This window comes from Klebsiella sp. ME-303, assembly GCF_007910085.1.
Lineage (GTDB): Bacteria > Pseudomonadota > Gammaproteobacteria > Enterobacterales > Enterobacteriaceae > Klebsiella > Klebsiella michiganensis.
In genome coordinates this window covers 8,673-24,596 of record NZ_VOJB01000058.1, presented here as the reverse complement: position 1 = coordinate 24,596, position 15,924 = coordinate 8,673, and the positions used below count along the sequence as shown (strand labels likewise).

Sequence of the window (15,924 nt, the reverse complement as noted above, 5' to 3'; positions counted from 1 at the left end):
AAGGCGGCCATCGAAAACGGCGCCGATGCCGTCTATATCGGGCTGAAAGATGACACCAACGCCCGCCACTTTGCCGGCCTTAATTTCACCGAAAAGAAACTGCAGGAAGCCGTCAGCTTTGTGCACCAGCATCGTCGCAAACTGCATATTGCCATTAACACCTTCGCGCATCCTGATGGTTATGCCCGCTGGCAGCGCGCGGTCGACATGGCGGCGCAGCTGGGCGCCGACGCGCTGATCCTCGCCGATATCGCGATGCTGGAATACGCCGCCGAGCGTTATCCGCATATTGAGCGCCACGTTTCCGTCCAGGCCTCGGCCACCAACGAAGAGGCGGTAAAGTTTTATCATCGCAATTTTGACGTCGCCCGCGTGGTGCTGCCGCGCGTGCTGTCGATTCACCAGGTCAAACAGCTGGCGCGCGCCACGCCGGTGCCGCTGGAGGTTTTTGCCTTCGGTAGCCTGTGCATTATGGCGGAAGGCCGCTGCTACCTTTCCTCTTATCTGACCGGCGAATCGCCGAATACCGTCGGCGCCTGTTCGCCGGCGCGCTTCGTGCGCTGGCAGCAAACGCCGCAGGGGCTGGAATCACGCCTTAACGAAGTGCTGATTGACCGCTATCGGGACGGTGAAAACGCCGGCTATCCCACCCTCTGTAAAGGGCGGTATCTGGTCGACGGCGAACGCTACCACGCGCTGGAAGAGCCCACCAGCCTGAACACCCTGGAGCTGCTGCCGGAACTGATGGCGGCCAATATTGCCTCGGTGAAAATCGAGGGGCGCCAGCGCAGCCCGGCGTACGTTACCCAGGTGGCGAAAGTCTGGCGTCAGGCGATCGATCGCTGCAAAGCCGATCCGCAAAACTTCGTACCGCAGTCCGCGTGGATGGAGACCCTCGGTTCCATGTCCGAAGGTACGCAAACCACCCTTGGCGCCTATCACCGTAAATGGCAGTGAGAACAGCAATGAAATATTCATTAGGGCCGGTGCTTTATTACTGGTCAAAAGAGACGCTGGAAGATTTTTACCAGCAGGCGGCAAGCTGCAGCGCGGACACGATTTACCTCGGCGAAGCGGTATGCAGCAAACGTCGCGCCACCAAAGTCGGCGACTGGATCGACATGGCAAAAACGCTGGCGGGAAGCGGTAAACAGGTGGTGCTTTCCACCCTCGCGCTGGTGCAGGCGTCCTCGGAGCTGGGCGAACTGAAGCGCTATGTCGATAACGGCGAATTTCTGATTGAAGCCAGCGATCTCGGCGTCGTTAATCTGTGCGCGGAACGTAAGCTGCCGTTCGTCGCCGGGCACGCGCTTAACTGCTACAACGCCGTCACCCTGCGTCTGCTGCTCAAGCAGGGCATGGTGCGCTGGTGTATGCCGGTCGAACTTTCCCGCGACTGGCTGGCGAATTTGCTGACCCAGTGCGACGAGCTGGGCATTCGCGGCCGGTTTGAGGTGGAGGTCCTGAGCTACGGTCATCTGCCGCTGGCCTACTCCGCCCGCTGCTTTACCGCGCGCTCGGAAGACCGGCCGAAAGACGAGTGTGAAACCTGCTGCATAAAATACCCTAACGGGCGCGACGTGCTTTCGCAGGAGAACCAGCAGGTGTTCGTCCTCAACGGCATTCAGACCATGAGCGGCTACGTCTACAACCTCGGGAATGAGCTAAGCGCCATGACCGGGCTGGTGGATATGGTTCGCCTGTCGCCGCTGGGTAGCGAGACCTTCTCTATGCTGGACGCCTTCCGGGCGAATGAAAACGGCGCGGCGCCGCTGCCGCTGACGGCGAACAGCGACTGCAACGGCTACTGGCGACGACTGGCCGGGCTGGAATTGCAGAGCTGATTAACCGCTCACTTTGTTAATGGCTATCGCTGCTTTTTAATGCACTATTAAAGATGCAGCTTTTCTGGCTGGCGTATCCTGGATACGCCAGGCTGGAAGAAGACCTTCAATCTGATGACGATGCTGTAGCAAAGTGAGCCTTTATGACTGACAAATCTGTTTCGTTCTCGGTGCTCGATCTGGCGCCGATCCCGCAAGGTTCTTCCGCAAAGGAAGCCTTCTCCCACTCTTTAGACCTGGCGCAGCTGGCGGAAAAGCGCGGCTATCACCGCTACTGGCTGGCCGAACACCATAATATGGTCGGTATCGCCAGCGCGGCGACTTCCGTCCTGATTGGCTACCTTGCCGCGAATACCACCACTCTGCATCTGGGCTCCGGCGGCGTGATGCTGCCGAACCATTCGCCGCTGGTGATTGCCGAGCAGTTCGGTACGCTCAATACGCTCTACCCGGGACGCATCGATCTCGGCCTTGGCCGCGCGCCGGGCAGCGATCAGCCAACCATGCGCGCGCTGCGTCGCCATATGAGCGGTGAAGTCGATAACTTCCCGCGCGATGTCGCGGAGCTGGTGGACTGGTTCGACGCCCGCGATCCTAATCCGCACGTGCGCCCGGTTCCCGGCTATGGCGAGAAGATCCCGGTCTGGCTGCTCGGCTCAAGCCTGTACAGCGCCCAGCTGGCGGCGCAGCTTGGGCTGCCGTTTGCCTTCGCCTCGCACTTCGCCCCGGATATGCTCTTTCAGGCCCTGCACCTCTACCGCACCCACTTCCAGCCGTCAGAGCGGTTAGCGAAGCCGTACGCGATGGTATGCATTAACATTATTGCCGCCGACAGCGACAGAGATGCGGAATTTCTGTTTACGTCCATGCAGCAGGCGTTCGTCAAACTGCGCCGCGGCGAGACCGGACAGCTGCCGCCGCCGGTGCAAAATATGCATCAGCTGTGGTCCGCTTCAGAGCAGTACGGCGTCGAAAAAGCGCTGAGCATGTCGCTGGTCGGCGATAAAGCGAAAATCCGTCACGGGCTGGAGTCGATCCTGCGGGAAACCCAGGCCGATGAAATCATGGTCAACGGCCAAATCTTCGATCATCAGGCGCGCCTGCATTCATTTGATTTGGCGATGCAGGTGAAAGAAGAGCTTCTCGGATAGTGAAAAATGCGGCATTTCTGCCGCATTTTCAATTAGTGATAGGTGGGTAATACGTTAAAGCTCGACAGGAAATGCACGATAACGTTACCCAGCCCGAACAGCAGAACCAAAGCAATCATCGGCTTTCCGCCCCAAACGCGAAACAATGGGCTACCAAAGCGTTTGCGCGATGCGCGAGCCAGCAGCGCCGGTACAATTGCCGCCCAGATTGTCGCCGCCAGCCCCGCATAGCCGATCGCGTAGAGGAATCCGTTCGGCCACAGCAGGCCACCCGCCATCGGCGGAACAAAGGTGAGAAGCGCGGTTTTAAAGCGTCCCAGCGCGGAGTCATCGAACCCGAACAGATCCGCCAGATAATCAAACAGACCGAGCGTCACGCCAAGGAATGAACTGGCAACGGCAAAGTTCGAAAAGATGACTAACAGCAGATCCAGACTCCGGCTGTTCAGTACCCCACTGAGCGCCTGGACCAGGACATCTATGTTGCCCCCCTTCTGCGCAATACCGATAAACTCAGGGCGCGGGATATTGCCCATCGTCACCAGCAGCCACACTACGTACAGACCCAGCGCCAGCAGCGTACCGTAAACCAGGCACTTAACGATTGTGCGCGGATCTTTGCCGTAGTACTTCATCAGGCTCGGCACGTTGCCGTGATAGCCGAAGGACGCGAGGCAGAACGGCAGCGTCATCAGCAGATAGGGCATATACGAGGCATTTTGTTCAGCCACGTTAAACAGAGTGGTCGGCTGGACGTGCCCCAACAGGCTGCCAAAGGTCAAAAAGAAGGTAATGACCTTAGCTCCCAGCACAATGGCCGTCATGCGGCTCACCGCTTTGGTGCTCAACCAGACGATAAACGCCACCAGCAGCGCAAAACCGAAACCTGCCGCCCTTGCCGGTACGTTCAGCGACATTTCGCTAAACGTATGGTGCAGAATCGAGCCGCTGGCGGAGATATAGGCGTAAGTCAGAATATAAAGAACAAAGGCGATCGACACGCCGTTAACCAGATTCCAGCCTTTGCCGAGCAGATCTTTAGTAATGGTATCGAAGCTCGAGCCAATCCGGTAATTCAGGTTCGCTTCGAGGATCATTAACCCGGAGTGAAGCATACAAAACCAGGTAAAAACCAGCGCCGCCAGAGACCAGAAGAACCACGCGCCGGACATCACAACCGGCAGTGAGAACATGCCCGCCCCAATAATCGTCCCGCCAATAATCACTACGCCGCCAAACAAGGACGGTCGGGTTGCCGTAGTGGTAAGTGTCGCCATTTGCCGAAATCTCCAGTCGAAAATACTTTTCTTGTTATCAACGTGACGCACTGTACCAGTACACGAGTACAAAGGGAATAAAAAAAGCCCCAATCATAAAGATCGGGGCTGTATCGTTTACTTTACGTTAGCGGAAAGCGCTAATTATGCATCGCCACCGAAACGACGACGACCTGCGGAGTCATCGCGACGCGGAGCTGAAGCATCATCGCGGCGCGGCGCGCGGCCACCTTCACGACGTTCGCCGCTGAAACGACGACCTTCACCACGGCCGCCTTCGCGACGCTCACCGCCGAAACCACGGCCTTCACGACGTTCACCACCGCCGAAGCTACGACCGCCTTCACGACGCTCGCCGCCGCCACGACGTTCGCCGCTGCGTTCAGGACGCGGCTGAGCATCGCCCAGCAGCTGCATGTTCATCGGCTTGTTCAGGATGCGGGTACGCGTAAAGTGCTGCAGCACTTCGCCCGGCATGCCTTTCGGCAGTTCGATGGTGGAGTGAGAACCAAACAGCTTGATGTTACCGATGTAACGGCTGCTGATGTCGCCTTCGTTAGCAATTGCGCCAACGATGTGACGAACTTCAACGCCGTCATCACGGCCCACTTCAATGCGGTACAGTTCCATATCGCCAACGTCACGACGCTCACGCTTCGGACGTTCTTCGCCACCGCGATCGCCGCGCGGGCCACGATCGTTACGGTCGCCGCGACGTTCGAAACGATCGTCACGGTCGCGGAACTCGCGCTTAGGACGCATAGGCGCATCCGGCGGCAGGATCAGCGGACGTTCGCCCTGAGCCATTTTCAGCAGCGCGGCGGCCAGCGTTTCCACGTCCAGCTCTTCGCCTTCGGCAGACGGCTGGATTTTCGCCAGCAGCGCACGGTACTGATCCAGATCGCTGCTTTCCAGCTGCTGCTGAACTTTCGCCGCGAATTTTTCCAGACGGCGTTTGCCCAGCAGTTCTGCGTTCGGCAGTTCAACTTCCGGAATGGTCAGCTTCATCGTACGTTCAATATTGCGCAGCAGACGACGCTCGCGGTTCTCAACGAACAGCAGCGCGCGACCAGCACGACCCGCACGACCGGTACGGCCGATACGGTGAACGTAAGACTCGGAATCCATCGGGATATCGTAGTTAACCACCAGGCTGATACGCTCAACGTCCAGGCCACGGGCCGCAACGTCGGTTGCAATCAGGATATCCAGACGACCATCTTTCAGACGCTCCAGAGTCTGCTCACGCAGGGACTGGTTCATGTCGCCGTTCAGCGCAGCGCTGCTATAACCGCTACGCTCCAGCGCTTCGGCCACTTCCAGGGTCGCGTTTTTGGTACGAACGAAGATAATCGCCGCATCAAAATCTTCCGCTTCCAGGAAACGCACCAGCGCTTCGTTTTTACGCATACCGTAAGCAGTCCAGTAGCTCTGGCTGATGTCCGGGCGAGTTGTTACGCTCGACTGGATGCGCACTTCCTGCGGCTCTTTCATAAAGCGGCGGGTAATACGGCGAATGGCTTCCGGCATGGTGGCAGAGAACAGAGCGGTCTGATGACCCTCCGGGATCTGCGCCATAATGGTTTCTACGTCTTCGATGAAGCCCATGCGCAGCATTTCGTCAGCTTCATCCAGAACCAGACCGCTCAGCTTAGAGAGATCCAGCGTACCGCGTTTCAGGTGGTCCAGCAGACGACCCGGGGTACCGACAACGATTTGCGGCCCCTGACGCAGCGCGCGCAGCTGCACGTCATAACGCTGGCCGCCGTACAGGGCAACCACGTTTACGCCGCGCATATGTTTAGAGAATTCCGTCATTGCTTCAGCAACCTGTACCGCCAGTTCGCGGGTCGGCGCCAGCACCAGAATCTGCGGTGCTCTCAGCTCAGGATCGATGTTGTTCAGCAGCGGTAAAGAGAACGCTGCGGTTTTACCGCTACCCGTCTGGGCCATACCCAGAACGTCGCGGCCGCCCAGCAGATGCGGAATGCACTCAGCCTGGATCGGAGATGGTTTTTCGTAACCCAGATCGTTAAGCGCTTCAAGGATGGGAGCCTTCAGGCCCAGATCTGCAAAAGTGGTTTCGAATTCAGCCATGTAGTACGTGTGCCTCAAAATTAATGGCGGCCAGTCTACATAACTCATCGTGAAAATTTACGGTAATTTTCATTGAAAAGTGTGAACCGGCTCAAAGTAGGTGTATTAACGAACAACAACGCCCTCACCCGCAAAGGTGATGGCAATCAAAAAAGGGCTGATGTGTTCGTCAGCTATTGCTGGTCCGATTCTGCCAGGTCATCTTGCTCCTGGCCCAAGAGCGATAATTCCAACAATGCGTATCGGTGCTCAACGTAGTTATGAACGTTGTTTGCGACCGCCAGTTTGAACAGTGCCGTAGCGCTGTCCTTGTCCCCCAGACTTAGGTAGTACTTACCTAAATAGAAGTTGGTTTCACTGAGATGCTCAGCGAGCGAGGTGTTATCCGTTGCGTCTGCCTTCAGACGGTCCATTAGCTCTTTTTCGCTAATGTCGCCAAGGTAGAACCCGACAATGTTCCATCCCCATTGTTCTTTATCCGACTTGTTTAAGCGCTGTCTCAGTGCTTCAAGCGCCTGCTTCTCATCGAGCTGACGCTCGGCGAGATAAAGCCACAGGCTTCGGAAAGGATCATTGGGATCGTCTTGATAAAACGCCAGCAGATCATCTTGCGCTAACTTAGCGCGACCGCCGTAATACAGGGCGATACCGCGATTTAAGTGCGCGTAGTTGTAAGTTGGATCAAGCTCAAGTACAGAATCAAACGCTTCATAGGCAGCATCAAAATTGCCTGCCTGCGTTAAGTAAATGCCTAAGTAATTGAATACTTCAGGCATATCCGGTCGGATTGCCAGCGCTTGTGAAAAATCATTTCGCGCTAATGCCCTCAGACCGAGACTATCATACAACACTCCGCGCTCATATAAAAGCTGTGCGCGTTCGTCATCGGTTAAAGCCCGACTGGCAAGAATTTGTTCCATGCGCGCCAGAATCACTTCCTGCTGCAAAGTCGGTTGCAATGGCACCGCGAGGACTGCGTCCTTACGCCAGGCAGAGTTGCTGCATCCTGCCAGCGTGAGAGCTGTCGCCACGAAACACCAGCGCAAAAAAGGCTTCATTTCCCACTCCCGAAGACAACGATTGGATGAACGTCCAGTTCCCCGGCTGCAAACAGGGCGTCCTGCCCGCAATGCGCCCTCCGCAATGCGGAGGGCAAACGGCAACCTTACTCGCCCTGCTGTTCGGCAGCCGGAGCTTCCGGCGCAGCCGCAGGCTGAGTTTGTTCAGTTGCTTCTTTGATGCTCAGACGGACACGGCCCTGACGGTCAACTTCCAGAACCTTAACCGGCACTTCCTGACCCATCTGCAGATAGTCGGTCACTTTCTCAACGCGCTTGTCGGCGATTTGAGAGATGTGAACCAGACCTTCTTTACCGCCGCCAATGGCAACAAACGCGCCAAAGTCAACGATACGGGTCACTTTACCGTTATAGATACGGCCAACTTCGATCTCAGCGGTGATCTCTTCGATACGACGAATCGCGTGCTGCGCTTTGTCGCCGTCGGTTGCCGCGATCTTCACGGTACCGTCATCTTCGATTTCGATAGTGGTGCCGGTTTCTTCGGTCAGCGCACGAATAACGGAACCGCCCTTACCGATAACGTCTTTGATTTTGTCCGGACTGATCTTGATCGTGTGGATACGCGGTGCGAATTCAGAGATATCGCCGCGCGGCGCGTTAATCGCCTGTTCCATCACGCCCAGGATGTGCAGACGCGCACCTTTAGCCTGGTTCAGAGCAACCTGCATGATCTCTTTGGTGATACCTTCAATTTTGATATCCATCTGCAGAGCAGAGATACCTTCGCGGGAACCCGCTACTTTGAAGTCCATATCGCCCAGGTGATCTTCATCGCCCAGAATGTCAGACAGTACGACGAAGTTGTCGCCTTCTTTCACCAGACCCATTGCGATACCCGCAACGGCGGCTTTCACCGGCACGCCTGCGTCCATCAGCGCCAGAGAAGCGCCACAGACGGAAGCCATGGAGGAGGAGCCGTTAGATTCGGTGATTTCAGAAACCACGCGAACGGTGTACGGGAACTCTTCGATAGTCGGCATCACGGCCAGTACGCCGCGCTTAGCCAGACGACCGTGACCAATTTCACGACGCTTCGGAGAACCGACCATTCCCGTTTCGCCTACGGAGTACGGAGGGAAGTTATAGTGGAACAGGAAGGAGTCCGTGCGCTCGCCCATCAGTTCATCGATGTTCTGCGCGTCGCGTGCGGTACCCAGGGTCGCGGTAACCAGCGCCTGAGTTTCGCCACGGGTAAACAGTGCGGAACCGTGGGTACGCGGCAGAACGCCGGTACGAACGTCCAGACCACGAATCATATCTTTTTCACGACCATCGATACGCGGCTCACCGGCCAGTACGCGGCTACGCACCACGTTTTTCTCGATTGCGTGCAGGATTTCGCCCAGTTCGTTAGCGTCCAGAGCTTCATCTTCCGCAACCAGGGTCGCGATAGTTTCAGATTTGATCACGTCAACCTGAGCATAGCGCTCCTGTTTGTCGGTGATACGGTAAGCATCGCTCAGGCGAGATTCAGCCAGCGCGGCAACGCGCGCGTTCAGCGCCGCATCAACCACTTCCGGCTGCCAGTCCCAGCGCGGCTTACCGGCTTCTTTCACCAGATCGTTGATGTTCTGAATAACCACCTGCTGCTGGTCGTGACCAAACACGACCGCGCCCAGCATCTGGTCTTCGCTCAGCAGTTCAGCTTCGGATTCAACCATCAGTACTGCGGCTTCGGTACCCGCGACAACCAGATCCAGTTTGCTGGACTTCAGCTCTTCCTGGGTCGGGTTCAGCACGTACTGGTCATTAATATAACCAACGCGAGCGGCGCCAATTGGGCCGTTGAACGGAATACCAGACAGGGACAGCGCTGCGGAAGCGCCGATCATCGCGACGATATCCGGGTTAACCTGCGGGTTAACGGAAACCACAGTTGCGATAACCTGAACTTCGTTAACGAAGCCTTCCGGGAACAGCGGGCGAACCGGGCGGTCAATCAGACGCGCGATCAGGGTTTCGCCTTCGCTCGGACGGCCTTCACGACGGAAGAAACCACCCGGGATTTTACCTGCAGCGTAGGTACGCTCTTGATAGTTAACGGTCAGCGGGAAGAAATCCTGGCCTGGCTTCGCTTTTTTCTGGCCCACAACGGTAACGAATACCGCGGTGTCATCCATGCTAACCATAACGGCGGCAGTTGCCTGGCGCGCCATCATGCCGGTCTCCAGCGTTACGGTATGTTGGCCGTACTGGAATTTACGAACGATCGGATTAAGCAAAATTCTATCCTTTTATCTATAGATGATGTCAAATCCACGATAAGACATCGTATGACCCGATCTTCTGCATCCTCGCGACTAATGACAACCTTTACCCGCCCCTGCGAGTCAAGCCTCTCATTAGCCGCGCGAACCTCTGCATGAAGATCATTAATAGCAACAATACATGAGTTTTTAATGAATTGCTGCCGCCCGGTCGAAAAAAGGGGCCGTGAGGCCCCTTCTTCTGAAACTCGCAGAATTAGCGACGCAGACCCAGACGCTCGATCAGAGCAGAGTAACGTGCAACATCTTTACGTTTCAGGTAGTCGAGCAGTTTACGACGCTGAGAAACCATGCGCAGCAGACCACGACGGCTGTGGTGATCTTTTTTGTGCTCTGCAAAGTGACCCTGCAGGTGGTTGATCTGTGCAGTCAGCAGTGCAACCTGAACTTCAGTAGAACCGCTGTCGTTTTCGCCACGACCGAACTCAGAAACGATTTTTGCTTTAGCTTCAACGCTTAGAGACATTTTCGAACTCCAAAATTAAAAGAAAGAAAGGGTGCCGATCTCTAATTCAGCAACCCCTGATATAACGCTCGCAAATGTTAAAACACGTTGGCGAACGTTAAGCGGCGATATTCTACTCGCAGCAGCCTTTTATCGCAAGGAAAGCGCTCAGACAGGGTATTCAACCACCAGACGACGAGGCGCCACGCGGCCTTCATCATCCATCTCACCCATACCAAGAAACTTCTCTTCAGCGCCTTCAGTAACGCGAACCAGCCCCTGCAGCGGCGCGCCCGATATCCGCACCGGGTTACCGTTTTTAAAGTAGACGGCTGAAGTTTCCGGAATATTCACCAGCGGGTAATCCGAAGCCGGACTGTCCATCGGCATCAGCAGCGGGTCCAGCAGCTGGGCTGCGGGAATATCCTGCGCATGTGCTTGTTCGACCAGCGCCTGCAGCTGCTCCAGCGTCACCATCCGTTCGACGGGATATTTACTGACCGCCAGGCGACGCAGGAAAATGACGTGCGCGCCGCACCCGAGTTTCTCGCCTAAGTCATCAATAATCGTGCGGATATAGGTGCCTTTCGAGCAGTGAATCTCCAGCTCAAGCTCCGTCCCCTCATGGCGAATAAACAGCAGCTCGTACACCGTAATCGGCCGGGATTCACGCGGTACTTCAATCCCCTGTCGGGCATATTCGTACAGCTTTTTCCCCTGGTATTTCAGCGCCGAATACATCGACGGTACCTGCTGGGTTTCGCCACGGAAGCCGTCGAGCGCTGCCGCCAGCTGCTCCGGGCTAAACGTCAGCGGACGCTCCTCCACCACCTGGCCATCGGCATCAGAGGTATCGGTGCGCTGGCCAAGCCTGGCAATGACGCGGTAGCGCTTGTCAGAATCGAGCAGATACTGGGAAAACTTTGTCGCTTCCCCGAGGCAAATCGGCAGCATACCGGTCGCCAGCGGATCCAGCGCCCCGGTGTGCCCTGCCCGATTAGCATTATAAAGCCGCTTAACTTTCTGCAGCACGTCGTTGCTGGATGCGCCCTGCGGTTTATCCAGCAACAGTACGCCATGCACGTCACGGCCGCGACGACGAGGACGACTCATTAGTCCTCCTTACTGTCGTCCGGGTTCACACGACGTTCATCGTCATGTTTTACCACGCTGGTCACCAGGTTCGACATGCGCATCCCTTCGACTAATGAATTGTCGTAGAAGAAGGTCAGTTCCGGCACGATACGCAGGCGCATCGCTTTGCCCAGCAGCGAGCGGATAAAACCAGATGCTTCCTGTAAAGCCTTGATCCCCGCTTTCACGGCGGCTTCGTCTTTGTCGTTCAGGAAGGTCACAAACACTTTGGCATAGGCCAGGTCGCGGGACATTTCAACGCCTGAAACGGTCGTCATCATGCCCAGACGCGGGTCCTTAATTTCGCGCTGCAGGATGATTGCGATCTCTTTTTGCATCTCCTGGGCCACGCGCTGCGGGCGACCAAATTCTTTCGCCATAATAAATTCTCCAGACAAATAAGGGGGCCACGCGGCCCCCTTTAATTTTGTATAACCGGGTGGCGCTGCGCTTCCCCGGCCTACTAAACGATTAATCGATGGTACGTTGAATCTCGATGATTTCGAACACTTCGATCATATCGCCAACGCGAACGTCGTTGTAGTTCTTAACGCCGATACCACACTCCATACCGTTACGAACTTCGTTAACGTCATCTTTGAAGCGGCGCAGGGATTCCAGCTCGCCTTCATAGATAACCACGTTGTCGCGCAGGACGCGGATTGGGTTATGACGCTTGATCGTACCTTCGGTAACCATACAGCCTGCGATGGCGCCGAATTTCGGCGATTTGAACACATCACGGACTTCAGCCAGACCAATGATCTGCTGTTTCAGTTCCGGAGACAGCATGCCGCTCATCGCTGCTTTCACTTCGTCGATCAGATGGTAGATGACGGAGTAGTAGCGTAGATCCAGGCTTTCCGCGTCGATAACTTTACGTGCGGATGCATCAGCACGTACGTTGAAGCCAACCAGAATCGCGTTGGATGCGGCCGCCAGGGTCGCGTCGGTTTCGGTGATACCACCTACGCCGGAACCGATAATCTTCACTTTCACTTCGTCGGTAGACAGTTTTAGCAAGGAGTCGGAGATCGCTTCCACTGAGCCCTGCACGTCCGCTTTGAGGACGATGTTCACTTCGTGAACTTCGCCTTCGGTCATGTTAGCGAACATGTTCTCAAGCTTAGATTTCTGCTGACGAGCCAGTTTAACTTCACGGAATTTACCCTGACGATACAGCGCAACTTCACGTGCTTTTTTCTCGTCACGAACGACGGTCACTTCGTCACCGGCAGCCGGTACGCCTGACAGGCCAAGGATTTCCACCGGAATGGACGGACCCGCTTCCAGCACTTCCTGACCCAGTTCGTTACGCATCGCACGAACGCGACCGTATTCGAAACCGCACAGAACGATGTCGCCTTTATGCAGCGTACCTTCGCGTACCAGAACGGTGGCAACCGGACCACGACCTTTATCGAGGAAGGATTCGATAACCGCGCCGCTCGCCATACCTTTACGAACCGCTTTCAGCTCCAGAACTTCAGCCTGCAGCAGGATTGCGTCCAGCAGTTCGTCGATGCCGGTACCCGCTTTAGCGGACACGTGGACGAACTGGCTTTCACCGCCCCACTCTTCCGGCAGAATGCCGTACTGGGAAAGCTCGTTTTTAACGCGATCCGGATCCGCTTCCGGCTTATCGATTTTGTTCACCGCAACCACGACCGGCACACCCGCCGCTTTCGCGTGCTGGATAGCTTCGATGGTCTGCGGCATTACGCCGTCGTCTGCCGCCACAACCAGAACCACGATATCCGTCGCCTGCGCACCACGAGCACGCATAGAGGTAAACGCGGCGTGGCCCGGGGTATCCAGGAAGGTGATCATGCCGTTGTCGGTTTCGACGTGGTACGCACCAATGTGCTGGGTAATGCCGCCCGCTTCGCCAGAAGCCACTTTCGTTGAACGAATGTAGTCCAGCAGAGAGGTTTTACCGTGGTCAACGTGACCCATGATGGTCACAACCGGTGCGCGCGGTTCAGCCGCAGCGCCGGTGTCACGGTCGCTCATTACCGCTTCTTCCAGCTCGTTTTCACGACGCAGGATAACTTTGTGGCCCATCTCTTCGGCAACCAGCTGTGCGGTTTCCTGGTCGATGACCTGGTTAATCGTCGCCATGGCGCCCAGCTTCATCATCGCTTTGATGACCTGAGAACCTTTGACGGCCATCTTGTTGGCCAGATCGCCAACGGTGATGGTTTCGCCGATGATAACATCACGGTTAACCGCCTGAGCCGGCTTCTGGAAGCCTTGCTGCAGAGCAGAACCTTTACGATGCTTGCCACCTTTACCGCCGCGAACGGCCGCACGGGCTTCTTCACGATCGGCTTTCGATTCAGCGTGTTTGTTGCCTTTCTTAGCCGGACGCGCCGCTTTCGCATTACGTCCACGGCCGCGACCGCCTTCAACTTCACGATCGTTATCGTCTTCAGCCTGACGTGCATGCTGAGAAGTCGTTACGTGATAGTCAGTGGTCTCTTCAGGGGTTTCTGGCGCTTCAGTCCAGTTCTTTTCATTTTCTTGAGCCATACGGCGTGCTTCTTCCGCTACACGGCGCGCTTCTTCTTCAAGTTTGCGGCGTGCTTCTTCTTCCGATTTGCGCTTCAGCTCCGCAGCTTCGTTTTCGCGGCGTTGCTTTTCAGCCTGGGCGGTTTTGGTCATATCGTCGGTTTGTTGATTGCTCACTTTGTCTTTTTCCGCGGCTTCACGTTTCGCTTTATCGGCGAGTTCACGTTTCGCTTGTTCTGCGGCCTCACGTTCAGCTTTTAATTGCGCCTCGCGTTTGGCAGCTTCTTCTGCCTCACGACGGGCTTGCTCTTCCGCTTCACGCTGCGCCTGCTCTTCCGCGGCAAGGCGTTCGGCCTCTTGCGGATCGCGTTTCACAAAGGTGCGTTTCTTGCGGACTTCGATTTGTACCGACTTACTCTTTCCACCGGTACCCGGAATATTTAACGTGCTGCGCGTTTTGCGCTGCAGCGTCAGCTTGTCGGGCGCTGAGCCGTGTTCACGGTTCAGGTGCGTCAACAAGGTTTGCTTCTCTTGCGCGGTCACAGAATCATCAGCCGATTTGCGGATCCCTGCATCAGCAAATTGCTGTATCAGGCGATCCACAGAGGTCTGAATCTCTGAGGCCAGCGCTTTAATGGTCACATCTGTCATGCTGTTCCTTCCTGCTACAGTTTATTACGCTTCGTCGCCGAACCAACAAATATTACGAGCGGCCATGATAAGTTCTCCGGCTTTCTCGTCGGTCAAGCCTTCGATATCAGCCAGATCATCAATGCCCTGCTCGGCGAGATCTTCCAGCGTACAAACACCACGGGCGGCCAGGGTGAATGCCAGAGCGCGATCCAAACCTTCCAGATTCAACAGATCGTCGGCAGGTTTGCTGTCACCCAGGCTCTCTTCTTTGGCCAGCGCCAGCGTGGTCAGCGCGTTTTTCGCCCGCTCACGAAGTGCTTCAACGGTCGCTTCATCCAGACCGTCAATTTCCAGCAGTTCTTTCATTGGCACATAGGCCAGCTCTTCCAGAGTGGCGAAACCTTCTTCAACCAGCAGCGTGGCGAAATCTTCATCGATATCAAGATATTTAGTGAAGGTATCAATCGCTGCATGGGCTTCAGCCTGATGCTTAGCCTGGAGGTCATCAACGGTCATGACGTTGAGTTCCCAGCCGCTCAGCTGAGACGCCAGACGGACGTTCTGACCGTTACGGCCAATGGCCTGCGCCAGGTTGCCCGCTTCTACTGCGATATCCATGGTGTGCTTGTCTTCATCTACCACGATAGATGCGACGTCAGCCGGAGCCATGGCGTTAATCACGAACTGCGCCGGGTTATCGTCCCACAGCACGATATCAATACGCTCGCCGCCCAGTTCAGTCGAGACTGCCTGAACGCGCGCGCCGCGCATACCGACGCAGGCGCCAACCGGATCGATGCGCTTGTCGTTGGTTTTAACCGCGATTTTGGCACGAGAGCCAGGATCGCGAGCCGCCGCTTTAATTTCGAGAACTTCTTCACCGATTTCCGGCACTTCAATGCGGAACAGTTCAACCAGCATTTCCGGCTTGGAGCGAGTCACGAACAGCTGCGCGCCGCGCGCTTCCGGACGAACTGCGTACAGTACGCCACGGATACGGTCACCCGGACGGAAGTTCTCACGCGGCAGCATATCTTCGCGCAGGATCACGGCTTCAGCGTTGTTGCCCAGATCCAGCGTAATATTGTCGCGGTTCACTTTCTTCACTACGCCCGTGATGATTTCACCTTCGTGCTCACGGAACTGATCGACGACCATTGCGCGTTCGGCTTCACGTACTTTTTGTACGATAACCTGCTTCGCGGTCTGCGTAGTGATACGGTCAAAGGTGACAGATTCAATCTGGTCTTCGACGTAATCGCCAGGATTCATGCTTTCATCTTCGAAACGCGCAGCTTCCAGCGTGATTTCGCGAGTCGGCTGGGTCACTTCTTCAACAACCAGCCAGCGACGGAATGTGTCGAAATCACCGCTTTTACGATCGATTTCTACGCGAACGTCGATCTCTTGCTCATATTTTTTCTTGGTAGCCGTTGCTAGCGCACTTTCCAACGCTTCGAAAATTTTCTCACGCGGCAGCGCC

Annotated in this window: 13 protein-coding genes; 3 read left to right on the top strand and 10 right to left on the bottom strand. The window is 56.0% G+C overall.

Annotated features, from left to right (window positions below; all coding sequences use genetic code 11):
• From FQK12_RS05375 to FQK12_RS05365, 3 genes are all read left to right on the top strand, one after another.
• Positions 1 to 957: peptidase U32 family protein (locus tag FQK12_RS05375; protein WP_146295665.1), on the top strand; the 957-nt coding region annotated here is incomplete at its 5' end.
• Positions 948 to 1,844 (top strand): U32 family peptidase, encoded by an 897-nt coding sequence (locus FQK12_RS05370; protein ID WP_071881697.1) that lies wholly within the window; start codon positions 948 to 950, stop codon positions 1,842 to 1,844. The genes FQK12_RS05375 and FQK12_RS05370, both read left to right, overlap by 10 nt.
• Before the next feature lie 143 nt (positions 1,845 to 1,987).
• The gene (locus FQK12_RS05365) at positions 1,988 to 2,995 is read left to right on the top strand and encodes a luciferase-like monooxygenase (RefSeq protein ID WP_014226972.1); all 1,008 of its coding nucleotides are present in this window, start codon (positions 1,988 to 1,990) and stop codon (positions 2,993 to 2,995) included.
• A 32-nt stretch (positions 2,996 to 3,027) separates the two neighbouring features.
• Here the strand turns inward: FQK12_RS05365 and mtr are convergent, their stop codons facing one another.
• From mtr to nusA, 10 genes are all read right to left on the bottom strand, one after another.
• Complete coding sequence (gene mtr, locus FQK12_RS05360; RefSeq protein WP_025108146.1) at positions 3,028 to 4,272, bottom strand: tryptophan permease; 1,245 nt, start codon at positions 4,270 to 4,272, stop codon at positions 3,028 to 3,030.
• 144 nt (positions 4,273 to 4,416) lie between these two features.
• Positions 4,417 to 6,369, bottom strand: a complete 1,953-nt coding sequence (locus tag FQK12_RS05355) for a DEAD/DEAH family ATP-dependent RNA helicase (RefSeq protein WP_014226974.1) — start codon at positions 6,367 to 6,369, stop codon at positions 4,417 to 4,419.
• A complete protein-coding gene (gene yrbN, locus FQK12_RS05350) occupies positions 6,362 to 6,442 on the bottom strand; it encodes a protein YrbN (RefSeq protein WP_085903200.1) in 81 nt (26 codons plus the stop codon). The genes FQK12_RS05355 and yrbN overlap by 8 nt, the downstream gene beginning before the upstream one ends.
• Before the next feature lie 100 nt (positions 6,443 to 6,542).
• Positions 6,543 to 7,427, bottom strand: coding sequence for a lipoprotein NlpI (gene nlpI / locus FQK12_RS05345; RefSeq protein ID WP_004854535.1), 885 nt, complete (start codon positions 7,425 to 7,427; stop codon positions 6,543 to 6,545).
• Between the two features lie 107 nt (positions 7,428 to 7,534).
• On the bottom strand, positions 7,535 to 9,673 hold the full coding sequence (gene pnp / locus FQK12_RS05340; RefSeq protein WP_009651902.1) for a polyribonucleotide nucleotidyltransferase: 2,139 nt from the start codon (positions 9,671 to 9,673) through the stop codon (positions 7,535 to 7,537).
• A gap of 241 nt (positions 9,674 to 9,914) precedes the next feature.
• A complete protein-coding gene (gene rpsO / locus FQK12_RS05335) occupies positions 9,915 to 10,184 on the bottom strand; it encodes a 30S ribosomal protein S15 (protein ID WP_002918244.1) in 270 nt (89 codons plus the stop codon).
• 147 nt (positions 10,185 to 10,331) lie between these two features.
• A complete protein-coding gene (gene truB / locus FQK12_RS05330) occupies positions 10,332 to 11,276 on the bottom strand; it encodes a tRNA pseudouridine(55) synthase TruB (protein WP_014226975.1) in 945 nt (314 codons plus the stop codon).
• On the bottom strand, positions 11,276 to 11,677 hold the full coding sequence (gene rbfA / locus FQK12_RS05325; RefSeq protein ID WP_004106092.1) for a 30S ribosome-binding factor RbfA: 402 nt from the start codon (positions 11,675 to 11,677) through the stop codon (positions 11,276 to 11,278). The genes truB and rbfA overlap by 1 nt, the downstream gene beginning before the upstream one ends.
• 91 nt (positions 11,678 to 11,768) lie before the next feature.
• Positions 11,769 to 14,459, bottom strand: coding sequence for a translation initiation factor IF-2 (infB, locus tag FQK12_RS05320; protein ID WP_004106093.1), 2,691 nt, complete (start codon positions 14,457 to 14,459; stop codon positions 11,769 to 11,771).
• A 24-nt stretch (positions 14,460 to 14,483) separates the two neighbouring features.
• Positions 14,484 to 15,924, bottom strand: a 1,441-nt coding sequence (gene nusA, locus FQK12_RS05315) for a transcription termination factor NusA (protein ID WP_146295663.1), incomplete at its 5' end; no start/stop codon positions are given.

Coding starts and splice junctions, on each gene's coding strand:
- FQK12_RS05370 (WP_071881697.1), top strand. CDS start 948: ATGGCAGTGAGAACAGCAATGAAATATTCATTAGGGCCGGTGCTTTAT.
- FQK12_RS05365 (WP_014226972.1), top strand. CDS start 1,988: ATGACTGACAAATCTGTTTCGTTCTCGGTGCTCGATCTGGCGCCGATC.
- mtr (WP_025108146.1), bottom strand. CDS start 4,272: ATGGCGACACTTACCACTACGGCAACCCGACCGTCCTTGTTTGGCGGC.
- FQK12_RS05355 (WP_014226974.1), bottom strand. CDS start 6,369: ATGGCTGAATTCGAAACCACTTTTGCAGATCTGGGCCTGAAGGCTCCC.
- yrbN (WP_085903200.1), bottom strand. CDS start 6,442: ATGAAAATTACCGTAAATTTTCACGATGAGTTATGTAGACTGGCCGCC.
- nlpI (WP_004854535.1), bottom strand. CDS start 7,427: ATGAAGCCTTTTTTGCGCTGGTGTTTCGTGGCGACAGCTCTCACGCTG.
- rpsO (WP_002918244.1), bottom strand. CDS start 10,184: ATGTCTCTAAGCGTTGAAGCTAAAGCAAAAATCGTTTCTGAGTTCGGT.
- truB (WP_014226975.1), bottom strand. CDS start 11,276: ATGAGTCGTCCTCGTCGTCGCGGCCGTGACGTGCATGGCGTACTGTTG.
- rbfA (WP_004106092.1), bottom strand. CDS start 11,677: ATGGCGAAAGAATTTGGTCGCCCGCAGCGCGTGGCCCAGGAGATGCAA.
- infB (WP_004106093.1), bottom strand. CDS start 14,459: ATGACAGATGTGACCATTAAAGCGCTGGCCTCAGAGATTCAGACCTCT.